At 62.6% G+C, this 21,763-nt stretch carries 17 protein-coding genes; 10 read left to right on the forward strand and 7 right to left on the reverse strand.

The window, feature by feature from the left end; genetic code table 11:
• Position 1 precedes the first annotated feature (1 nt).
• Together EK373_RS07330 and EK373_RS07335 are read left to right on the forward strand one after the other, a co-directional pair.
• Entirely contained in the window at positions 2 to 1,474 is a 1,473-nt protein-coding gene (locus tag EK373_RS07330) for a CehA/McbA family metallohydrolase (RefSeq protein ID WP_129642050.1), read from the forward strand.
• Positions 1,475 to 1,606: 132 nt separating this feature from the next.
• Entirely contained in the window at positions 1,607 to 2,011 is a 405-nt protein-coding gene (locus EK373_RS07335; protein ID WP_129642051.1) for a response regulator, read from the forward strand.
• Between the two features lie 4 nt (positions 2,012 to 2,015).
• Here the strand turns inward: EK373_RS07335 and EK373_RS07340 are convergent, their stop codons facing one another.
• Together EK373_RS07340 and EK373_RS07345 are read right to left on the reverse strand one after the other, a co-directional pair.
• The gene (locus EK373_RS07340; RefSeq protein WP_129642052.1) at positions 2,016 to 3,779 is read right to left on the reverse strand and encodes a redoxin domain-containing protein; all 1,764 of its coding nucleotides are present in this window, start codon (positions 3,777 to 3,779) and stop codon (positions 2,016 to 2,018) included.
• A gap of 157 nt (positions 3,780 to 3,936) precedes the next feature.
• Complete coding sequence (locus EK373_RS07345; RefSeq protein WP_157994265.1) at positions 3,937 to 5,448, reverse strand: amidohydrolase family protein; 1,512 nt, start codon at positions 5,446 to 5,448, stop codon at positions 3,937 to 3,939.
• Positions 5,449 to 5,772: 324 nt separating this feature from the next.
• Between EK373_RS07345 and EK373_RS07350 the strand changes: the two genes are divergently transcribed.
• The 3 genes from EK373_RS07350 to EK373_RS07360 all read left to right on the forward strand — a co-directional run bounded on the left by EK373_RS07350 (position 5,773) and on the right by EK373_RS07360 (position 9,656).
• Positions 5,773 to 6,876 (forward strand): aldose epimerase family protein, encoded by a 1,104-nt coding sequence (locus tag EK373_RS07350; protein WP_198683126.1) that lies wholly within the window; start codon positions 5,773 to 5,775, stop codon positions 6,874 to 6,876.
• 24 nt (positions 6,877 to 6,900) lie between these two features.
• Positions 6,901 to 8,712 (forward strand): IlvD/Edd family dehydratase, encoded by a 1,812-nt coding sequence (locus tag EK373_RS07355; protein WP_129642055.1) that lies wholly within the window; start codon positions 6,901 to 6,903, stop codon positions 8,710 to 8,712.
• A gap of 71 nt (positions 8,713 to 8,783) precedes the next feature.
• Positions 8,784 to 9,656, forward strand: a complete 873-nt coding sequence (locus EK373_RS07360) for an SMP-30/gluconolactonase/LRE family protein (RefSeq protein ID WP_129642056.1) — start codon at positions 8,784 to 8,786, stop codon at positions 9,654 to 9,656.
• A gap of 363 nt (positions 9,657 to 10,019) precedes the next feature.
• Here EK373_RS07360 and EK373_RS07365 read toward each other — a convergent pair whose 3' ends face one another.
• The 5 genes from EK373_RS07365 to EK373_RS07385 form a co-directional block, all read right to left on the reverse strand.
• Positions 10,020 to 11,588 (reverse strand): alpha-N-arabinofuranosidase, encoded by a 1,569-nt coding sequence (locus EK373_RS07365; protein WP_129642057.1) that lies wholly within the window; start codon positions 11,586 to 11,588, stop codon positions 10,020 to 10,022.
• An 11-nt stretch (positions 11,589 to 11,599) separates the two neighbouring features.
• Positions 11,600 to 12,526, reverse strand: a complete 927-nt coding sequence (locus EK373_RS07370) for a Gfo/Idh/MocA family protein (RefSeq protein WP_129642058.1) — start codon at positions 12,524 to 12,526, stop codon at positions 11,600 to 11,602.
• A 3-nt stretch (positions 12,527 to 12,529) separates the two neighbouring features.
• Positions 12,530 to 13,522: an AraD1 family protein gene (gene araD1 / locus EK373_RS07375; RefSeq protein WP_129642059.1), complete on the reverse strand. Its 993-nt coding sequence runs from the start codon at positions 13,520 to 13,522 to the stop codon at positions 12,530 to 12,532.
• 1 nt (position 13,523) lies between these two features.
• Positions 13,524 to 15,092, reverse strand: a complete 1,569-nt coding sequence (locus tag EK373_RS07380) for an aldehyde dehydrogenase (NADP(+)) (RefSeq protein WP_129642060.1) — start codon at positions 15,090 to 15,092, stop codon at positions 13,524 to 13,526.
• Between the two features lie 243 nt (positions 15,093 to 15,335).
• On the reverse strand, positions 15,336 to 16,112 hold the full coding sequence (locus tag EK373_RS07385) for a FadR/GntR family transcriptional regulator (RefSeq protein ID WP_129642061.1): 777 nt from the start codon (positions 16,110 to 16,112) through the stop codon (positions 15,336 to 15,338).
• Positions 16,113 to 16,403: 291 nt separating this feature from the next.
• Here EK373_RS07385 and EK373_RS07390 point away from each other — a divergent pair, with 291 nt between their 5' ends.
• The 5 genes from EK373_RS07390 to EK373_RS07410 all read left to right on the forward strand — a co-directional run bounded on the left by EK373_RS07390 (position 16,404) and on the right by EK373_RS07410 (position 21,748).
• Positions 16,404 to 17,465 (forward strand): arabinan endo-1,5-alpha-L-arabinosidase, encoded by a 1,062-nt coding sequence (locus EK373_RS07390; RefSeq protein WP_198683127.1) that lies wholly within the window; start codon positions 16,404 to 16,406, stop codon positions 17,463 to 17,465.
• A 30-nt stretch (positions 17,466 to 17,495) separates the two neighbouring features.
• Positions 17,496 to 18,602, forward strand: a complete 1,107-nt coding sequence (locus EK373_RS07395) for an ABC transporter ATP-binding protein (protein ID WP_129642062.1) — start codon at positions 17,496 to 17,498, stop codon at positions 18,600 to 18,602.
• A 151-nt stretch (positions 18,603 to 18,753) separates the two neighbouring features.
• Positions 18,754 to 19,593, forward strand: a complete 840-nt coding sequence (locus EK373_RS07400) for a carbohydrate ABC transporter permease (protein WP_129643408.1) — start codon at positions 18,754 to 18,756, stop codon at positions 19,591 to 19,593.
• Complete coding sequence (locus EK373_RS07405) at positions 19,593 to 20,441, forward strand: carbohydrate ABC transporter permease (protein WP_129642063.1); 849 nt, start codon at positions 19,593 to 19,595, stop codon at positions 20,439 to 20,441. Before EK373_RS07400 ends, EK373_RS07405 begins: the two co-directional genes overlap by 1 nt.
• Entirely contained in the window at positions 20,438 to 21,748 is a 1,311-nt protein-coding gene (locus EK373_RS07410) for an extracellular solute-binding protein (protein WP_198683129.1), read from the forward strand. The genes EK373_RS07405 and EK373_RS07410 overlap by 4 nt, the downstream gene beginning before the upstream one ends.
• Positions 21,749 to 21,763: the final 15 nt, after the last annotated feature.

A 21,763-nucleotide genomic window follows, 5' to 3' on the forward strand; every position in this document is an offset into this window, starting at 1 on the left:
TTTGAGAATAGTTGCCCTGCTGGCCGCGCTGTGCGCGGCCGTCGTGAGCTCTCACGCGGCCGCGCCCGATCTCGTTCTCCGCGACACCATCACCGATCAGGCGTATCGCACCTATCGTCTGCTGCCGTTCGACGTCCCGGAAGGAGTCAAGGCGCTGGAGATCCGTTTCGACTACACCGGGCGCGAAGCACGCACGACGATCGACGTAGGCCTGCTCGGGCCGGGCGAAAAGTTCGAGGAGGAGTTCCGCGGCTGGAGCGGCGGAAACAAACGCTCATTCACGCTCTCGGCCAGCGACGCGACACCATCCTATCTATCCGGCCCGGTGACGGCAGGGCGGTGGCAACTGCTGCTCGGCGTGCCGAACATTCGCAACGGTCAAACTTCCGAGTTCACGGCCGAAGTTTATTTTCAGCGCAACGATAAGCACGGTCTGCCGACGGAGCCGGCTCCCCTCAAATCAGAAGCCGGCTGGTATCGCGGCGACCTGCACATGCACAGCGAACACAGCGACGGCAACTGCGCGAGCCGGAGCGGCGAGAAGCGGGTGCCTTGTCCGTTGTTTCTGACGCTGGACGCAGCCGCGAACCGCGGGCTCGACTTCATCGCGTTCACGGACCACAACACCAATTCGCACGTCAAAGAATTGACCGCGCTGCAGCCGTATTTCGACAAGCTGCTGTTGATCCCCGGCATGGAGATGACCACGTTCCAAGGTCATGCCAACGCATTCAATCTGCGCGAGATGGTCGACTTCCGCGTCAGCAGCGCCAAAGTCCCTGATTGGAACGCGTTGCTCACGGCAGCGAAGAACAAAGGCGCGCTCGTGTCGATCAATCATCCGCGAGTGCCGACGGGCGAAGCCTGCATGGGCTGCGGTTGGTCGCCTAACCCAGCGGCAGACTTGTCGCTCGTGCAGGCCGTGGAGGTCGTGAACGGCAACGATGTCGAGAGTCCGGTCACGGGCATTCCGTTCTGGCACGAGCAGCTGCAGAAGGGCCATCGCCTCACCGCGATCGGTGGCAGCGATACTCATGACGTGACGTCGAACAGCGTCCCGCCGCCAGGCCGTATCGGTGTGCCGACGACCGTCGTTCATGCCAACGAGTTGAGCACCGAGGGGATCATGGCCGGCATTCGCGCCGGCAATGTGTTCGTCGACACCGCAGGCTCGCGAGATCGCAAGCTCGAGTTGAGCGCCACCTATCAGCAGTCGACCGTCGCGATGGGCGGCCAGCTGTCCGTGCCGGCAAAGCAATCAGTGACATTTACGGCTCGCATCGAGCAGATGACCGGCGGCACGGTCGAAGTCATTCGCGATGGGAAGACGACTCGACGCACCGCCATCCCGGCGGCGCGGCACTCGTGGTCCTTCGAGGAAACATCCGACGGCAAGCCTCATTGGATTCGCATCGATGTGCGCGACGCCGCGGGCAAACTGGCGCTGCTCGGCAATCCCATCTATGTGAATTGAGCGCGTAGTGTAAACGCCTATGTGATTGATTCCCCGACGAACGTTGCGTGAACGTTCGTTATCGGGGCAGGAACGTTTCGTGTTTGTGCGACGTTGGCATTTTCAGGAGATGCTGTCGCAGTCAAAACGAAGATGTTGATATTGGTAGTAGAGGATGAGCCGATCTGCGCGTTGAGCACGGTTGCCGAGCTGGAACACGCAGGACACAAGACATTAGGTCCCGCCGCCACCCTCGAGGAGGGTCTGGAGCTGGCTCGCTCCGGTCATCCGGCGCTCGCTCTCATTGATATCGATTTGATGCACGCCGGTGACGGCGTCGAGCTCGCGAAGCGGCTGCGCGAGTTGCACGTCGCCGCTGTGTTCGTCAGTGCCCAACATCCGTCGGCATTCGAGAATCGGGACCTGGCGCTGGGCTTCATCGGTAAGCCCTACAACCCGGCCGATCTGCCGCCGAGCATCGACATCATCTCGGCGATTCTGGAAGGGAAGCCAGCACCCGCGGCTTCAATACCGCGGGCACTGCAGCTATTTCATTGAATAACTATTCGGCCGCGTTCTGCGACACCTTCGCCGGTGGCGCAGTTGGAGCATCGCTCTCATTCACATACCGATAGCGAACCACACCGTAGAGCATTTCATCCCAAGTCTGCTGACCCCATGGCACGACGCGGTTGGGATCGGGATTCGCCTTGTTCTGCGCCGAGTTGTCCCAGGTCGTGTGGTGAGTGACTTTGGTGCCCGCGGGCAGCAGCTTCGGTGTCTTCAGTTCGTACGTGGTCTGCCAGTTGAAGTCGTAGTTCGGCACTGACAGCAGCACTTCGGTGCGCCCATCCGGATAGGTCGCGATGAAGTCCGACGCCTTGCCGCGGAAATGCGAATGCGGCAGCAGGTTGTAGACGATCACGTCGTGCTCGAAGGTCTTCGAGGCCGACTCGGTGTGCTCCTTGGTGTTCGCCGGAATCTTCAAGCGTGGATTGAGCAGCACCGCGCTGCGCATCTGATACTGAGGAGCATCCTTCCGGAAATACAGACCCATGCGGCTCACGTCGCGTGCGGGCTTGCCGCTCACGGTGTAGTGCATCTGGAAGAAGAACTTCGCATCCTTCTTGATCAGCACACCGGTTTCCTTCGGCAGCAGCATCGGGCCGGCGCCGGGCACATAACCGCCGAGACTGCCGCCATCGCGCACGCTTTCGGCATTCGTGCCCATGGTCGCGATGATGTGATGGAGCACGGTGCGATCGCCCGGCTGGAAGTCGACGGCGCGCACCCACACATCATGATCGAGCGGATTGTCGGCCATCGGCATCTGATACGGAATCACGCCGGTCGCCGGCACCTCGAACGCAGGAATTTCGACGATCAGATCCGGCTCGCCGAGCGCCCATTCCGGCCATTGTTTCTTCATATCCGCGAGCGGATCGCGGCCGCTGCCACGCGGTGAGCCCGCCTCGATCCAGTGCACCAGGTTCTTGATCTCGTCCTTGCTGAGCGAACGATCGTTGGAGAACACGTTGTAGTGCGGGTCGGCGTGCCACGGCGGCATGCGCTCGGTGCGCACCACTTCGCGAATCATCGGGCTGAAGCCTTTGATCATCTCGTAGCTGCTCATCTGCCACGGGCCGATGCCGCCGCTGCGATGACAGGTCACGCAGTTGTCGATGAGCATGGGCGCGATGGTCTTCTCATAGGAGATCTGCGCGTGCGCCTGTTTGCGATCGGCTTCGGGGAACTTCAGCTCGCAACCTTTGCCTTTGCTGGCATCGACCTGCGCGGTTTTCACCGGCTGGGCATTGATGACGGCATCGAGCGCATTGGCCGCGTGCGGGGTGCCTGCGGCGGACACCGGGCCGCGATAGGCAACCTTCCAGCCTTTGGTGTTGATGACCAGCAGCTCGCCGTTGCGCTTCAGGCCGAGCGATTCGCCGATGATCTGCGTTTCATCGAGCAGGATGGGCAGCTCGATGCCCTGAGCTTTCGCTTCCTTTGCGATGGCGTCGCGTGTGTCGGCGAGGTTGGAGTTGATCATCAGCAACTCGACACCCTGCGCGCGATATTTGTCTCGCAGCGCCTGCATCTCCGGCAGCGACTTGCGAACGGCTTCGCAGCCATTGCCCTGGGCCATCAGCACGACGGCTTTCATGTCGGAAAGGTAATAGAGCTGGCGCGAGGCGCCGGTGTGGTCGAGCAGGCGGAAGTTGTCGACTGTGTCGCCCGGATTGAGCGCCCATGCCGGGCTGACTGCGCCCGAGAGCGCCAGGGCAGTAGCGATACCGAGCAGCTTGGATCCGTGCTTCATGCTCATGGCTGGGAACCCCTGTGAGAGCCAGAACTTCTTCTATCTGGCCAGTCTGCGTCGGTCGCCGCGCGGGTGTCTATCCGCGCCCGGCTCAATTGGCACTAATGAATGTTAAGAATCTTTGCACTTCTGTAACGGCGCGCTTCCATGCCGTCAGGCAGAACTATTCGCGGGGCGCCGCGAGCGATTCGCGCTTGATGACCGAGCCGTGCAGGATGATGCGATCAATGCTGGTCCAGGCGCGCAGTGTTTCCAGCGGATTTGCCGTGAGCAGCAGCAGGTTCGCGATTTTGCCGGCTTCCACGGTGCCGTAATCCTTGTCGAGGCCGAACTGCCTGGCGTTGTTGAGGGTGCCGGCCCGGAAGATCGCGGGCAGCGGGACGCCAGACTGAGCCATCATGCGCATCTCGCGATAGGTGTCATAACCCGGCTGGCTGCCGAACGTCGGCGCCGACGGTGTGTCACTACCGAGCAGCAATGGATGGCCGAGGTCGTGCAGGTATTCGGTGGCCCGCATGCCATACGAGGCAACAACCATATAGTTGTGCATGGCCTTCATGTCCGGCACGCCGCCCATGCCCTGGCGCATTTCTTCCTTGAACCATTGCCCCGCGGGTGTCGCATACCACGCGAGCAGAGAGGGCGGCACGACCTTGGTGTACGCCGGGTCCTTCAGCGTGTCTTCGCGAAACAAATCCGCCAGGCCCGCGATCACCCGCAGCGTCGATTGAAAGCCAATCTTCTTCGCGTGGATCTCGCGCAGGTGCGTGGCGATGGCCGGCGGCACGCCTTGTTCGGTTGAATATTCGTTCCAGTTCCACAAGCCGTGCGCGATCACGTCGACTTGCGACTCGACGGCGATGCGCTGCATGTCGATGGCGTTGGCGTGCGCGATCAGCAACAAGCCACGCTTGCGGGTCTCGGCGCGCACCCGCTGCAATGTTTCTTTGCTCATGATCGGCCAGCTGGAGTCGGGACCGAAGCCGTTCTCGATGAAAATCTTGATGCAACGGACGCCGCTCGCAGCGAGCTTGCCGATCACGGCTTCAGGCGTGTGTTGAGCCGCGTCCGCCCCGGCGGGCAGTGGATGTTTCGCGGCGTTGGCGGGCTCGTAGATGAAATCCGGCACGGCGCGATGTCGAACGGACGGATCGATGAACACCGACGGATAGCCGTCGAGCACGATGGCCGGGCCACAACGAAACAAATCGGGATGCTGAGGCTGCGCTTCGAACGCAGCGGCGCTGTCGGGCGTACTGGCGAGATTGAGCACCTGGGTAACGCCGTAATAGAGATAGCTGCGAGGCTGCTGGCGAGTGTAGGCATCGCCGATCGCGGCCAATGCCGGGTCGGGGACGAAGGGCAAGCCGGGGACCTCGCCGACATGGACATGCGAGTCCATGAGGCCAGGTGTGAGAAACTTGCCCCGGCCGTCGAGGCGAACTGCGCCTGCGGCCGCGCCGACTGGTTTCGAGCTGACGGACACGATCCGACCGTCGCGAACCAGCACATTCTGTTTGGGTTGAGCCGCGGCCAGCTGGGGCGACACGACCGTCACTTGCTCGATCACGAGCTCTGCGCCCGCGGCCGAATGAGCCAGGGTCAGGCTGGCGACAGTGAACCCGACGCCGGCTGCGAAGCGCGCCATAACGCCGACCTTTTGACTTCCTTGCACTGCGAGCTCCATGGGTGGGGTTAATGGCGGGTTGCCCCGCGGATTGTGCTCGATCAGCGCGTCAAAGGGCCAGCTGCCGGGTGCGGTCTGCGCATTTCGACGAGGTTTTTGGCGGGAAAATCCGGCTTGTCTACCGCGACAATTGATGACATTTTGTCTGAGTATTAGAATGTCCCATCCAAGTCGCCGGCCAGGGTTTTCGTGACACAACAACAGCGAGTTTCGTCGGGCCGCAACACTGCGGTTGGCAAGGTCCCAATGGCGTCCGGTAGCAACCGGCGCGAGGGTGTCAGGAGGGCAGGTCGATGGCTGGTGGGAGTGCTCGTGGTCAATAGTCTTGGCGCATCGGTCGCGGGGGCGGTGGAAGCCCGTCGCGGCGAGTTCGGAACGCTGGCCGATGGCCGCAAGGTGGAGTCGGCCGAGCTGGCCAATGCCAAGGGCATGTCGGTGCGCATCCTGGCGCTCGGCGGCGTCATTCAGGAGCTGAAAGCGCCGGACCGGAACGGCAAGCCCGCCGATGTGGTGCTCGGCTACGCCACTGCTCAACAGTACCTGGACCAGCCGCAGTACTTCGGCGCGACGGTGGGCCGTTACGCCAATCGCATTGCTGTCGGCAAGTTCTCGCTGGACGGCAAGCAGTATCAGCTCGAGACCAACGACGGTCCCAACCACTTGCACGGCGGCAAGCAGGGTTTCGACAAAGTGCTGTGGAAGATCGAGTCTGTCAGCGCCGGCTCGCCGGCCAAAGCAGTGCTCACCTACACCAGCGCCGACGGCGAAGGCGGCTATCCGGGCAGGCTGCAGGTGACGGCGACCTATACGCTCAACGACAAAAACGAGCTGTCGATCGAGTACCGCGCCACCACCGACAAGCCGACTATCGTCAACATCACCAACCACAGCTACTTCAACCTGGCGGGTGAAGCGACGCCGACCGACGTGTTCGGGCATCGCCTGACGTTGTTCGCGAGCAAGTACACGCCCGTGAACGCAACTTTGATTCCGACCGGTGAGCGCCGCGCTGTCGCGCGCACTGCGTTCGACTTCACCAAGCCCCACGCCATCGGCGAGCGCGTTCGCGATGGCCGCGACGAGCAGCTGCGCATCGCTCGTGGCTACGATCACAACTACATCGTCGATGGCGAGGCCGGGCAATTGCGGCCTGCGGCGCGCGTCGAAGAGCCGACCTCCGGTCGCGTACTGGAGCTGCTCCAGAGCGCGCCGGGCGTGCAGTTCTATTCGGGCAACTTCCTGGACGCCACCAGCACCGGCAAGAGCAAGCGCGTCTACCGGCAGGGCGATGGCTTCTGTCTGGAGCCGCAGGTGTTTCCGGACTCGCCGAATCGCAGCGACTTCCCCAGCGCACGCCTGAATCCCGGCCAGACGTACGTGAACACCATGGTGCTGCGTTTCTCCGCCGCTCCCTAAGCTTTCGAACCTGACGCGAACCCAATGAGCTCATCCAATTCCAATCCGTCCGCAACGCGTCGCCTGCGCTCGCGCGCCTGGTTCGACGATCCGGCCAACGCGGACATGACGGCGCTATACCTCGAACGGTACATGAACTTCGGTTTGTCGCTGCAAGAGCTGCAATCGGGCAAGCCCATCATCGGCATCGCGCAAACCGGCAGCGACTTGTCGCCGTGCAATCGTCATCACATGGTGCTGGCGGAGCGCGTGCGCGAAGGCATCCGCGAAGCGGGCGGCGTCGTGCTGGAGTTCCCGGTGCATCCGATTCAGGAAACCGGCAAGCGTCCGACCGCGGGTTTGGATCGCAACCTTGCGTACCTCGGCCTGGTGGAAGTGCTGTTCGGTTATCCGCTCGACGGCGTCGTGCTGACCGTGGGCTGCGACAAGACCACGCCCGCATGTTTGATGGCAGCGGCAACGGTGAACATGCCGGCGATCGCGCTGTCGGTCGGCCCGATGCTCAATGGTTGGTACAAGGGCATGCGCACTGGCTCGGGCACCATCGTGTGGCGTGCACGCGAGTTGCTGGCGGCGGGCGAGATCGATTATCAGGGCTTCATCAAGTTGGTCGCGTCGTCGGCGCCGTCGACCGGCTACTGCAACACCATGGGCACGGCGACGACGATGAACAGCCTCACCGAGGCGCTTGGCATGTCGCTGCCCGGCTCGGCGGCGATTCCCGCGCCGCTGCGCGATCGTCAGGAGTGCGCGTACCTCACGGGCAAGCAGATCGTCGAGATGGTATGGGCCGATCGCAAGCCGTCGGACATCCTCACTCGCGAGGCTTTCATCAATGCGATTCGCGTGAACTCCGCGATCGGCGGTTCAACCAACGCGCCGATTCACTTGAACGCGCTCGCGCGACACATCGGTGTCGAGCTGACCATCGACGATTGGCAGAAGTACGGGTTGGATATTCCTTTGCTCGTGAACCTGCAGCCGGCCGGTGAATATCTCGGCGAGGACTACTATCGCGCCGGCGGCGTGCCCGCGGTGGTCGCCGAGTTGATGCGTCAGGGCCTGATCAACGAGAAGGCGCTGACGGTGAATGGCAGCACGCTCGGCGACAACTGCCGTGGCGCGAGCATCCTCGATACGAATGTGATCAAGCCGTTCGAAGAGCCGATGAAGAGGCGGGCGGGCTTCACTGTCCTGCGCGGCAATCTGTTCGACTCGGCGATCATGAAGACGAGCGTGATCTCCGAGGAGTTCCGCGCACGCTATCTGTCGAATCCGAAAGACCCGGAAGCGTTCGAGGGACGAGCCATCGTGTTCGATGGTCCAGAGGACTATCACGCGCGCATCGACGATCCGTCGTTGGGTATCGATGAGAACACGCTGATGTTCATGCGCGGCGCGGGCCCGATCGGCTATCCGGGCGCGGCGGAAGTGGTGAACATGCGTCCGCCGGTGAACCTGATCAAAGCGGGTATCCACAACTTGCCGTGCATCGGTGACGGTAGGCAGTCGGGCACCTCGGGCTCGCCGTCGATTCTCAATGCGTCGCCGGAAGCCGCGGTGGGCGGTGGGTTGGCGGTGCTCAAGAGCGGCGATCGCGTGCGCATCGACTTGCGCAAGGGCGAGGCGAATATTCTCATCAGCGAGGAAGAGCTGAATCAGCGTCGTCAGGCATTGCAGGACGCCGGCGGCTTCCCGTATCCCGCGAGCCAGACGCCCTGGCAGGAATTGCAGCGCGCCGACATCGGCCAGGCCGAGACGGGCGCGGTGCTCGAATCGGCAGTGAAGTATCAGCGTCTCGCCCAGACCAAGGGCGTGCCGCGACACAATCACTGATTTAAACTCTCGAGCTCCCGCGCGAGATCATCTTGCGCGGGAGCTTTTTCATTTGTAACGAGGGTAAGAACATGGCGGAAGCATGGCGAGTCGTTGCTCGTGAGGAGAGGGACGAGCTGGGCGAGGGTCCGCTGTGGTCCGCAAAGCACAACGCCATCTTCTGGGTGGATATCCTTTCTCACTTCCTCTATCGCTACTCGCTCGCGGACCGCAGCATCCAACGCTGGTCCATGCCTGAGCGCATCGGTTGGGTAGTGGAGCGCAGCAACAAACCCGGCTTCATCGCGGGCCTGCAGAGCGGCTTCTACGAGTTGGATCTGGAGCCGCTGGCGTTGCGGCTGATCGTCGATCCGGAGCCGCAGCTTCCGGGCAATCGGTTGAACGACGCGAAGGTGGATCGGCACGGCCGAGTTTGGGCTGGAACGATGGATGCGGCGATCGTGGAGACGACCGGTTCGTTGTATTGCTTGCGGCCGGACATGAGCGTGCGTCGCGTCGACGAGGGTTACAAGGTGACGAACGGTCCGACGTTCAGCCCCAAACAAGAGTTCATGTATCACTCCGATACACCCCGACAGACGATCTATCGCTTCGATCTGTCGCCGCAAGGTGAGCTCAGCAACAAGACGGAGTGGCTGAAGTTCACGGGCGACATGGGATTCCCGGATGGAATGACGACGGATGCGGAAGGATATTTGTGGATCGCCCACTGGGGCGGGTCACGCATCAGCCGCTGGTCGCCGGATGCCAAGCTGGATCGAGAGATTCGGATGCCGGCGCCGCAGATAACGAGCATTACGTTTGCCGGGCCCGAGTTGGATCGGATGTTTGTGACGTCTGCTGCAAAGGGACTCGATCGCAGCAAAGAAACATTCGCGGGCGTTCTGTTCGAGGTGGACGCCGGCCGCGTTCGTGGGTTGGCACCGGGGTTGTTCGGAGGTTGAGTTTTCGGCGTCGGTGGCTCGGCATCGCCAGGGTGGGGTGTCTCCTGCCGGCACCGGGCGCCCGCCGGAGCGCATTGCGCTCCTCGCGTCACGTCCATGATGAGCCCTGCTGTTTCGGCCGTCCCTGTGCCGAAAAGCTGCCGGAAGGAGACACCCCCACCTGACGCTGCCCGAGACGTCGGTGGCGTCCGCGACGTAAGAAAAGGGTCGGAGTTACCCGAGACGTCGGCGGTGCGCACGGCGCAAGAAGTAAAGAAATAAAACTTGCTGCCGCGTTATACCGCCTTCTGCCCTTGGCTTGATGCCGCGTACGCGTAGGCAGTGCCGGGGTGGGGGATCTCTCCCCGGCACTGCGAACCACTCTTACTCCACCGAGACAACCACCACCGACTTCGGCGGCAGTTCAACCCGTAGCTCATTGCCCTTCTTCGACGCCTTGAACGGCGCGGGCTTCACAGCCTCGGGCTTATCAAAGGTATTCCGAGCATCGAGCGCGGTGGCGGTGAGGATGCGGCCAGAAGCCGACTTCACATTCGCGCCATTGATCTTCGCCGAGACCGAAGCGCCCTTGTTCGGATCGACGTTCGTAAACGCAATCTGCAACTTGCCATTCACGTCACGCGCAGCGGACACGGACACCTGCGGCAGTGACCACTCGCCGCGCGAGTACGTCGGGGACTGAACTTCGGCAGGCAGAGAAGTTGCACCCTGGAACGGGATGTACATCTCGAACACGTGATACGTCGGCGTGAGCGTCATCTTCTCCTTGTCGGTGAGGATCATCGCCTGCAGCACGTTCACCATCTGCGCGATGTTGGACATCTTCACGCGGTCGGCGTGGCGATGGAAGATATCGAGCGTCAGCGACGCGACCAACGCGTCGCGCAGCGTGTTCTGCTGATACAGGAAGCCCGGGTTGCGGCCCGGTTCCGGGTCGTACCAGGTGCCCCACTCGTCGACATACAGCGCGACCTTCTTGTCCGGGTCGTACTTGTCCATGATGGCCGAGTGCTTGCTCACCAGCTCTTCCATGCGCACCGCATGGTTCAGCGTCGATGCCCACGCGTCTTCGGTGAAGCCGATCGCCGGGCCCTTGTTCTCCCAGCGGCCGGGGAAGGTGTAGTAGTGCAGCGAGTAAGCATCCATGTGCTTGGCCGCCTGCGACAACATCACTTCGGTCCAGTGATAATCCGCGACATTTGCACCGCTGGCGATCTTCAGCGGAGAGTTGTCGCGCGGGGCCTTGATGAACGTGGCGAACTGCTTGTACAGGTCGGCGAAATATTCCGGCCGCATGTTGCCGCCGCAGCCCCAGGTCTCATTGCCGACGCCGAAGTACGGCAGCTTCCAAGGCTTTTCGCGGCCGTTCTTACGACGCAGCTCGGCGAGCGTCGACTTCGTATCGGACGTGATGTACTCGACCCACTCCGCCATTTCCTGCGGGCTGCCCGAGCCGACGTTGCCGGACACATAAGCGTCCGCGCCGATCAGTTCGGCGAAATCGAGGAACTCGTGCGTGCCGAACGAATTCGGCTCTTCGACCGCGCCCCAGTGAGTGTTCACTTTCACCGGACGCTGGTCGCGCGGGCCGATGCCTTCGCGCCAGTGATATTCGTCGGCGAAGCAGCCGCCGGGCCAGCGCACGACGGGCACTTTCAACTTCTTCAGTGCGGCGACGACGTCGTTGCGATAGCCGCGGGTGTTCGGAATCGAGGAGTCCTCGCCCACCCAGATTCCTTCGTAAATGCCATGGCCCAGGTGCTCGGCGAACTGGCCGTAGAGATTGCGATCGATCTTGGCGCCCGGCTTGTCGGCCTGAATGGTCACCGAGACGGCGGCCGATTCGGCGGCGCCGGCGGCGAAAGGAACGAAACTGAGCGTCGCCAGACCGAGCGCGGCGGTCAGGCGGAGAGCCCCCTGAAGAATCGGCATTCTATTGTCCTCTATTCGATGAAGGGATCGACGACGGAGCGCCGGCCGCACATGAATGCGTCGGCGACCAGGCGGAAGGCGGCGAGATCGACGTCCATGCGACGCTCGCGAACCAGCGGGGCGAAACGCGCATACAGATTCGCGTATTCGCGATCCGGCGCGGACACCGTTTGTTTGCCGTCGACGTGCATCACCGAGCCGCCTTTGGAAAGCAGCAGATGGCCGTCGTCGGTTTCGATGTCGATGTCCCAGCTCTGCGGACCGGTCTGGCGGAAATCGAACTCCGCGCGCACCGGCAAACCGCCCGGACCCTGCAAGGTCAGTTCGGCGGCAATGGGCGTTTCACAATTCGAAGGGACGTGCAGCTCGGCGTCTTTCAGCACCAGCGGCTGCGGCAGGATGCGAGTGATGATGGACAGCGCGTTGATGCCCGGATCGAACACACCGAGACCGCCGGCTTTCCAGATCCATGCCTGGCCCGGGTGCCACACGCGCACGTCTTCCTTCCAGGTCACTTGCACCTTGCGAATCTTGCGGCCGATCAGCCAGTCGCGCGCCGGTTCGACTGCTGCCGCTTCGCGCGAATGCCAGGTAGCAAACAAAGCGAGCCGCCGCTGTTGGGCGAGATCCATCAGGCCCGCGACTTCGTTCAACGTCGCGCCCGGCGGCTTCTCCAACATCACATGTTTGTTCTGTTCCAGCGCATAGTTCGCGATCTCGTAACGAACCTGCGGCGTGCAGCACAACGAAACCGCTTCGATCCCGGGCTGCTCGCGCAGCATGGTCTCGATGTTGGGATAGCTGGGAGTGCCTTCGAGCTTGTTGTGCGGGCTGGCGACGGCCACCAGCTGATAGTTCGGGTTGGCAGCCAGCGAGGGCAGGTGTTGATCGCGAGCGATCTTGCCCAAGCCGACGATGGCGAGTTTTATCGGGCTCATGACTTACAACGCCTGCACAGCCACGCTCGGCGATTCGCTGCGCTTCAAGGGATTACGCAACGGCAGGTGGAACGGCGGCGCTTCGATCTCGAACACGTCGCCTTCTTTGGTTTGAATGCCTTCAGAGAACGACAACGTCGCCGTGCCGAAGAAATGCACGTGAATGTCGCCGGGCCGACGGAACAATCGGTACTTGAAGTGATGATGCTCGAGGTTCGCGATGGTGTGCGACATGTTGGCTTCGCCGGTGAGGAACGGCTTTTCCCACAACGTCTTGCCATCACGAAGCACTCGGCTCATGCCGCGCACGTCGGCAGGCAACTCGCCAACGAGCAATTCCGCGCCCAATGCGGCGTGGCGCAGTTTGGAATGTGCCAGCCACAAGTAATTGCCACGCTCGGTGATGTGATCCGAGAACTCGTTGGCCAGGCAGAAACCGATGCGACGCGGATTGCCCGCGGCGTCGATGATGTAGATGCCGGCGATCTCCGGCTCTTCGCTGCCGTCGAGCGCGAAGTCAGGTGAGGGCAGCGCCTCACCTGTGCCGACCACGCAAGAGCCGTCGCCCTTGTAGAACCACTCGGGCTGCACGCCGACCTGGCCGGCGGCAGGTTTGCCGCCTTCCAGGCCCATGTTGAACATGCGCATCGAGTCGGTGAGTGTGCCGCCGGCAGCGGCCTTGTGCATCTTGTCGCGACCTTCGGCCGAGCCGAGATGCGTGAGGCCGGTGCCGGTGAGATACAGGTGCGCGACGTCCGGATGATCGATCGGAGCCAGCAGACGATTCCAGTTCTGCAGCTCCTCCAGGTCCAGCCGGTCGTCGGAGAGCCGCGCTGCCACGAACTTTTCCAGCGACGTGCCGCCGTTCAGTGCGGTTTGCGCCAGCTGATAAGTGCTGACGCAATCTTTCACTTTACGAGCGACGCCGTTGTCGTCGATGGCGGCCACCAGGCGCTGCCCGTCAGCAGCGCGCACCTGTATCAAACGCAAACTCATGTTAGCTCCGGTAGACGCCGTCGAATCGATGCGGCGTGGCAGATTGGGCGTCACGCTTCAGGGCCGGCGGCAACAGTGCATCCGGAAGGTCCTGATAGCAGACGGGGCGCAGGAAACGTTCGATCGCGAGCGTGCCCACCGAGGTGGTGCGGCTGTCGGAAGTCGCCGGGTACGGACCGCCATGGACCATCGCGTGCGACACTTCGACACCGGTCGGCCAACCGTTCGCGAGGATGCGGCCCACCTTGCGTTCCAGCGTAGGCAACAGCTTCTGCGCGATGGCGTAGTCCTGCTCGGTGACGTGCAGCGTGGCAGTGAGCTGGCCTTCCAGCTTTTCCAGCGCATCGACCAGCTCCGCCTCGTTGGCGCAGCGGACGATGACGGAAGAAGCACCGAACACCTCTTCGGCGATTTCGTGAGTCAGTGCGCTGGCAGGGACCGAGAACAGGGCGCCGCGGCCGCAGTTCTTGCCTTGCGTATCCGCACCTCGCGCAATCGTCTTCACCGACGAGTGAGTGGCGAGACGATCGACGCCCTTCTGAAAGGCGTCGTAGATGCCGGCAGTCAACATGACCTGAGGCGCCGCGCCACCGAGCGCTGCCGCCGCCGATTGAATGAATGTATCCACGTGAGGACCTTCGAGCGCGAACACCAAGCCGGGATTCGTGCAGAACTGACCCGAGCCCAGCGTGAGCGAGCCGACGAACTCTTTGCCGAGTGCTTCGGCGCGAGCGGCGAGCGCACCCGGCAACAACAGCACCGGATTCACGCTGCTCATCTCGGCGTAAACAGGAATCGGCTCTTTGCGGGCCGCGGCGATCTTCATCAACGCGACGCCGCCACCACGCGAGCCCGTGAAGCCAACGGCTTTGACGCGCGGATCGGCAACCAGGCCGGCGCCCAGTTCGCGCTTATCGCCGTTCAACAGCGAGAACACGCCCGGATGCAGACCGCACTGAGCAACGGCTTCAGTAATGGCCTGTGCGACCAGCTCGCTCGTGCCCGGATGAGCCGAGTGACCTTTGACGATGACGGGACAGCCAGCCGCGAGCGCAGAGGCGGTGTCGCCGCCGGCGACTGAGAACGCGAGCGGGAAGTTGCTGGCGCCGAACACGACGACGGGGCCGAGCGGCACTTTGCGCTGGCGCAGATCGGCGCGCGGCAACGGCTTGCGATCAGGCATCGCCGGATCGATGCGAACGCCTTGCCAGCCGCCCTTGCGCAACTCGTCCGCAAACAGACGCAGCTGACCCACGGTGCGGCCGCGCTCACCCGTCAGACGCGCGAGCGGCAGGCCAGACTCGGCATTGGCGCGCTCGAGCAGCTCGTCACCGAGCGCCATGATGCGATCGCCGATGGTTTCCAGGAATTTCGCGCGCGTTTCGTTATCGAGGGCGCGGTATTGATCGAAAGCTTCGCTGGCCAGTTGGCAGGCGCGCTCCACTTCGGCGGCCCCAGCCGAGCTGAAGGGCGGGTCGATCAAGGAGGCGGTGGTGGGGTTCGCTGCGCGAAAGGTTTGCGAGGTCGCGACGCGTTCGCGACCGATGAATAGCTGACCGGTCAGGGGCATGGGAGATTCTCCGCCTAAACTTGTTCCGTTGATTTACTCAGACATTATCCCAGTTGCGCCATGGCGGGCAATTGCCATGGCTCACCGGGCGCAAGGTAGCGTTAACAACGCCTGCGGCATTAAGACATCCGAGGCCGCCGTCAACAAGACCGTGCAACCAAAGGTGGGGGACTTCGACGCAAAATCCATCGCTGGCCAGCCTCAATTCGGGCTGACCAGCGTGAGTTTCGGAGCGGGGTTACTTCAGCTGCGCGCCGCGGTCGCAGTCTTGGCGATCTTGGGCTTGCGCGAGTTGGTCGTATCGAGCTGCGCCAGCTCGACCAGGTTCAACATCGCCGCGTGCGCGGCTTTCGGGTCAGAGGCTTTGACGGCCTCGTACACCTTTTGATGATCGGGGATGGGGTCGCGGCGCAGAGGGTTGTGCCGCTGCTTGAAGATGGTGGTCCACGACACCGCCGCGCCGACGCCGCTGGTCAACGACACGATGAAGGCATTGCCGCTCGCGCGCAGCATCGCCGAGTGAAATTCCTGGTCGGCGAGCCGACCGGCTTCGCTGGCCAGCGTGTGCGTGGTCATGCCCTGGAGCGCCTTCTCCATGGCTTCGAGCTCTTCATTGGTCCGGCGCAAGGCGGCCAGCGCGGCGGCTTCCGGCTCGACGATTTTGCGCAGCTCGAACAGATTCGAGAGCAGGGTGTCGTCCGGCTCGAACTCGAAAATCCACGACAAAACATCGGGATCGAGCATGTGCCAGCGGGCTTGCGGGCTGACGCGCGTGCCCACCTTGGGCCGCGACTCCACCAGGCCTTTGGCTGCGAGGATGCGGACCGCCTCGCGATAGGCGGTGCGCGACACCTGCAGCCGATCGCTCGCATCGATCTCGCCGTTGAGGATGTCGCCGGGCTTGTAGCGTCCCGACACGATCAACACCCCCAGGTCACGCGCGATGGTTCCATGCAGCCGCAACGACTTGCGTCGAGCTCGTGCATTGGCCCTCGCAGCGGATGATTTTTTGCTCGACATCGATGATTCCCTCGTGACGCCTGCGGGTGCTTGGCCCGGCGCGCAGCGTCATACGCCAGTAGTTTACGCACGCTGGGCGTGGATTTCGCTTCAGTCCGCACCGATTGCGCCGAACGACCCGCTCGGATTGCGTCTGCAGTCGACCTCTCTGCAAAATGCGCCGGCTCGATTTGCCTGACAAATCGAAAGCCGCTACCATGAAATTGTCTGAGTTATATCGCTCGGACAATCGTGAATGACCGGGGGACCCATGAACAGCCGCGACGGCGAGTCGAGGCTCACGTGCGAAACGTGAGTGTCCACAGGCGCGACCTGCTACGCGCCTCGCTGTTCGTGGGCTCGACGCTGGGTTTGTCCGCCGGCGTCTGGGCGAGCGCCCCTGCCGCCACGCGCGCTGCCAATGAGCAAGGGGCAGCCACTCTCAACGACCGGCTCGCCGGCGATCTCTCGCCCGTGCACGACCCATGCATCATCAAGCAGGGCGATACTTATCATCTATTCTGCACCGGCCAGGCCCATGATCCGACCGGCCTGCTGCCCTGGCGCACGTCCAAGGACCTGGTGAATTGGAAGCTCAACGGCCGCGTGTTCGATGAGATTCCCCAATGGGCGCAGCAGGCGGTGCCCGGCACTCGCGGCCTGTGGGCGCCCGACATCGCGTATTTCAACGGGCTCTACCACCTGTACTACTCGTGCTCGACGTTCGGCTCGAATCATTCCGTCATCGGACTGGTGACCAACAAAACGCTGGATCGCGCTTCCAAGGACTTCGCATGGGAAGATCGCGGGCTGGTCGTGAAGTCCGAGCGCGGCGATGACTTCAATGCCATCGACTCCAACCACCTGATCGATCGCGCTGGCCAGCACTGGCTGTGCCTTGGCAGTTTCTGGAGCGGCATCAAATTGTTTCCGCTCGATCCCGCGGCCGGCAAGCCGATCCCGAATGATCAGCGCAAATATTCCGTGGCCCGACGGCCCGCGCCGGAAAACGCGCCGGCCGCGATCGAAGCGCCGTTCCTGATCGAGCGCAACGGTTACTACTATTTGTTCACGTCCTTCGATTACTGCTGTCGAGGCGCGAGTAGCTCGTACTACATCGTTGTCGGTCGCTCGCGCGCTGTCACTGGCCCTTACGTGGGCCGCGACGGCAAGTCACAAATGGATGGCTACGGCACGGTCGTGATTCGGGGCAACCGGCGGTTTCGGGGGCCTGGTCATCAAGCGGTCTTGCGCGATGGCGAGCGCGACTATCTCGTATATCACGCGTACGACGCAGAACACGACGGCCGGGCGACGCTGCGAATCGCGGCCATGGAATGGACCGCCGATGGCTGGCCGCTCGTGCAGTCCTAACTCCCAGTCACCAGTCACTAGTCACTTCCAATGCCTGGCATCGAGCTAAAGAACGTCACCAAGACCTTCGGGGCCGCCACGGTCATCGACAACGTGTCGCTGAGCATCCGGCCGCACGAGTTCATGGTGTTCCTGGGACCGTCGGGCTGCGGCAAATCGACGTTGTTGCGGATGATCGCCGGCCTGGAGTCGGTCGACGCCGGCGAGATCTGGATCGGCGACCGCCGCGTCGATCAACTGGCGCCCGGCGAGCGGCGCGTCGCCATGGTGTTCCAGCACTACGCGCTCTATCCGCACATGACGGTGCGCGAGAACATGTCGTTCGGCTTGCGCAACGTTCGATTGCCCGACGCGGAGATCGATAAACGCGTCGAGGCTGCAGCGAAGATGCTGGAGATCGCGCATCTCCTGGACCGAAAGCCTGGGCAGATCTCCGGCGGCCAGCGTCAGCGCGTCGCGATCGGCCGCGCCATCGTCAAAGAACCGCATCTGTTCTTGTTCGACGAGCCCCTTTCCAACCTCGACGCCGCGCTTCGAGTGCGCACTCGCCTGGAGATCGCGCAACTTCACCAGCGCGTCGACGCAGCGATGATTTTCGTCACGCACGATCAGATCGAAGCGATGACGCTCGCGCATCGCATCGTGGTGATGAACAACCGCAAGATCGAGCAGATCGGCACGCCGATGGAAATCTATTCGCGGCCCGCGACCACGTTTGTCGCGAGCTTCGTCGGGACGCCGGCCATGAATTTCTCGCCGGTCGAACTCAGCGACGGGCCGAATGGTTTTGTATCGGCGCGCTTGCCGGACGGTGCGATCGTCGCGACGCGCATCGACAAGGCGTCGCTGCCGATATCCAAGTCGTTCAAGCTGGGCATTCGTGCCGAGTCGCTGGAGATCTGTCCGGTCGGGCAGGGCGAGACGGCAGGTGTTGCGCAATTCGTCGAGCGCTTGGGCGATCGCACGCTCGTTTACGTGAAGCTCTCCGATGGCTTGACCATCGTTGCCGGGGACACAGGCAACAGTCGCGTTGCCATCAACGATCAGGTCGGCGTGAAGTTCGATGGCAGCGATGCGCATCTATTCGACGATCAAGATCGCGGCCACCACGCTGTGCTGGACGGGAGCGCGACATGAGCGGGCGCGCGTTCGCCGATCTGAGTCAAGGTCATTGCGCCGTGCTGGTCAGGAGTGCGCTTTGAGCACCGCCGCCGGTCAGTTGAGCGATCTGGGTCGGACGCGCGTTCAACCTGCGCGCGCGGGTGCTCAGCAGAGTCGCTGGAGTCACATGCTCTATGTGGCGCCCTTCCTGTGCTTGTACGTGATACTGCTCGTTTATCCGCTGTTCGGCGGCTTCTGGTTGAGCTTGCACAAGGCCGACCTGTTCGGCGGCCGGCGCTTCGTCGGCTTCGAGAATTTTGTTCGCCTGTCCAACGACCAGGTGTTCCTGGGCGCCGTCGGCAACACGTTCTATTTCATTCTGCTCACGGTGCCGGCGTTGGCGATCATCGGCCTCGGCCTGGCGTTGGCCTTGAATCGACAGACGCGCACGGCTGCCGTCTTGCGTGGCGTGTTCTTCTCCTCATCGGTGCTGTCGGTGACCATCGTGACGCTGCTGTGGAAAGTGGTGTACGCGCCCGAGGGCGGCTTTGTCGCGAATCTGCTGGAAGTTTTTGGTCGCCCGCCGATCCCGTTTCTCAGCAGCGCCGAGCTGGCTTTGCCGGCCATTGCGATCACCACGATCTGGTGGTGCATCGGATTGCCGATGATGCTGTTCCTCGCGGCGTTACAGCAGGTGCCTCGCGAGTTGTACGAAGCCGCCGCGCTCGATAATGCCGGTCGGTGGAAGACGCTGTGGAACGTCACCCTGCCCTCGATCCGGCGCACGTTCGCGCTGGTTCTGATCATTGAAGTGGTCCTGCAATTCCAGCTGTTCGGTCAGGCGTACCTGATGACCCAGGGCGGACCGAACAATGCGTCGCGGCCCATGGTGCTGTTCCTGTTCGAGGTGGGTTTCACTCGCTGGGACGTCGGCTACGCCGTCGCGGCCGGTCAGATCCTCTTCGGCTTCATCGCCATTGCTGCGTTCGCGCAGTATCTGGTCGCGCGCCGCAAGGAGGCATTCTGATGACGACACAGCTCGCATCAGGCGCCGTGGGGCGGGGATTCGGCGATCGTTTGATCCTGGCGGCGACGATTGCACTGGCCATCGTCATGGTCATCCCCATGTTGTGGGCGGTCGGCCTGTCGCTGAAGACCAATCAAGAGCTGCTGGTGGACACCCAGTCGGTGCTGAAGGCGCCGTGGACGCTCATCAACTACTACGACATCTTGATCGGCTCCGGCGTGTTCCGGTGGCTGCTCAACAGCATCATCGTCTCGACCGGCATGAGCCTGGGCGTGCTGGTGCTGTCGTCGCTGGCGGGCTATGGCTTCGCGCGCCTCGAGTTTCCCGGCAGGAATGTGATTTTCGTGCTGGTGCTGTTCGGGCTGGCGATTCCCGAGCAGGCCGTGATCCTGGTGCGGCATCAGCTGTTCAGCGACCTCGATCTGCACAACACCTATGCAGGCCTGATGCTGCCGGGCATGTCGGCGCCGTTCGGCGTGTTTCTGATGACTCAATATTTCAAGGCGATTCCCACCGAGATCGACGAGGCGGCGATGCTCGACAACGCGTCGCGCTTCAAGATCTTCTGGCGCGTGCTGTTGCCCATGACGTTGCCGGCGCAGGCGACGCTAGGCATCTTCACGTTCCTGCACGCGTGGAACGATTACTGGTGGCCGATGGTGTCCGGCACCAATCAGCAGATGTACACCCTCACCGTGGGCATTGCCTCCACGCAGCAGAATTTCGCCGAGTCCGCCGGCCTCGGCTACCTGATGGCGCAGGCGGTGTTCGCTTCCTTGCCCGTCCTGATTGTTTACATGTTCTTCCAGAAGTACATCGTGCGCGCAGTTTCCGGGGCGGCGACGTGATCCGCCCGATCGCAATCTTGCTGAGCTGCCTCGCGCTCACCAGCTGTGGCGTACAGCAGCCGCCGAACGAGATCGTCGTGCAGCGGTTCTTTGGCACTTGCAACGCCCAGTATGGGACTCGCACGGACGTCGCAGCCGCGGAAGGCGAGTGCGGCATCATGACGACGCTGATCAACAAGTTCAGCGCCGAGAATCCGGACGTGCGCGTCCGTGTCAGCCCGGTGGCCTGGCCTGGATATAACCAGCTGGCCGCGCAGCTCGCGGCCGGCGACCCGCCCGACCTCGTCACCATGCACTTGTCTTCGATTCCGGATTACCAGTCCAGAGCGCTGATCGAACCCCTCGGCAAAGATCTGCGCGCCGTCGGCGTAGATCCGCAGGGCTTCACGGCCGCCAGCTCGGCCGGCGTCAACATACAAGGTGACGTCTTCGGCCTGCCCATCGATAACTGGGCGCCGCTGTGGCACATCAACATGAATTACTTTCGGCAAGCCGGGCTGGTCAAGGACGGCAAGCCCATCCTGCCGCGCAGCCCGGAGGAATTGCTCGAGCACGCGCGTCGCTTCAAGGCTGCCACCGGCAAGCCGTATCTGGTGCAGACGCTTGCTATCGAGCGAGCGTCCTACGCTCGCAATCTATACACATTGCTGATGCAGCAGAACGCGACCATCTTTCCCGATCCGCAGCACATCCATTTGCAATCGCCCGAAGCGAAGCGCGTGGTGGACCTGTTTCGACAGATCTATGTCGAGGACCTGACGACCAAGAATCTGGACTACGCCGCTTCCACCAACGCGTTCATCAACGGCGCCGGCGGCGTCTTCATCGTCGGCACGTGGTTGATCGGCGACTTCGAGGCGGAGTCGCGCCGCGCTGACCGGCCGCTCTCGAACGGCTACACCGTCCGACCATTTCCGCAGCTTTATGCCGCACGCGATGCGACCTACATCGACGGTCATGCCTGGGTGATGCCGGCGAAGGAACGCACGCCGCAACAGCGCGACGCCGTGTTCCGGCTGCTCAAATTTTTTGCAGACAATGACTTCGAGTGGTCGCGCACCGGGCATCTGCCCGCCTACCAAGCCGTGATCGACAGCGAACGCTTCAATGCGCTGCCTCATCGCCGCGAGATCGCGAAGCTCTCTGCGACCGGCATGACTCTGCCGGCCAGCGTGCAACGCCAATTTCCGGTGGCCGACATCGTCGGCGAGGAAATGTCAGCCGCCATCACCGGCCACAAGACCGTCGATGCCGCGCTCGCGGATGCCGAGCACCGCATCAACGACCTGCTGTTTCATGTTCTCTAGCTCCTTGGATCATCG

The organism is Peristeroidobacter agariperforans (assembly GCF_004138335.1).
Lineage (GTDB): Bacteria > Pseudomonadota > Gammaproteobacteria > Steroidobacterales > Steroidobacteraceae > Steroidobacter > Steroidobacter agariperforans.

What these genes read in the sequence shown, in the direction of transcription:
- EK373_RS07370 (WP_129642058.1), bottom strand. Translation starts at nt 12,526, where the DNA reads ATGAGCCCGATAAAACTCGCCATCGTCGGCTTGGGCAAGATCGCTCGC.
- EK373_RS07380 (WP_129642060.1), bottom strand. Translation starts at nt 15,092, where the DNA reads ATGCCCCTGACCGGTCAGCTATTCATCGGTCGCGAACGCGTCGCGACC.
- EK373_RS07335 (WP_129642051.1), top strand. Translation starts at nt 1,607, where the DNA reads ATGTTGATATTGGTAGTAGAGGATGAGCCGATCTGCGCGTTGAGCACG.
- EK373_RS07355 (WP_129642055.1), top strand. Translation starts at nt 6,901, where the DNA reads ATGAGCTCATCCAATTCCAATCCGTCCGCAACGCGTCGCCTGCGCTCG.
- araD1 (WP_129642059.1), bottom strand. Translation starts at nt 13,522, where the DNA reads ATGAGTTTGCGTTTGATACAGGTGCGCGCTGCTGACGGGCAGCGCCTG.
- EK373_RS07395 (WP_129642062.1), top strand. Translation starts at nt 17,496, where the DNA reads ATGCCTGGCATCGAGCTAAAGAACGTCACCAAGACCTTCGGGGCCGCC.
- EK373_RS07360 (WP_129642056.1), top strand. Translation starts at nt 8,784, where the DNA reads ATGGCGGAAGCATGGCGAGTCGTTGCTCGTGAGGAGAGGGACGAGCTG.
- EK373_RS07340 (WP_129642052.1), bottom strand. Translation starts at nt 3,779, where the DNA reads ATGAGCATGAAGCACGGATCCAAGCTGCTCGGTATCGCTACTGCCCTG.
- EK373_RS07400 (WP_129643408.1), top strand. Translation starts at nt 18,754, where the DNA reads ATGCTCTATGTGGCGCCCTTCCTGTGCTTGTACGTGATACTGCTCGTT.
- EK373_RS07365 (WP_129642057.1), bottom strand. Translation starts at nt 11,588, where the DNA reads ATGCCGATTCTTCAGGGGGCTCTCCGCCTGACCGCCGCGCTCGGTCTG.
- EK373_RS07405 (WP_129642063.1), top strand. Translation starts at nt 19,593, where the DNA reads ATGACGACACAGCTCGCATCAGGCGCCGTGGGGCGGGGATTCGGCGAT.
- EK373_RS07385 (WP_129642061.1), bottom strand. Translation starts at nt 16,112, where the DNA reads ATGTCGAGCAAAAAATCATCCGCTGCGAGGGCCAATGCACGAGCTCGA.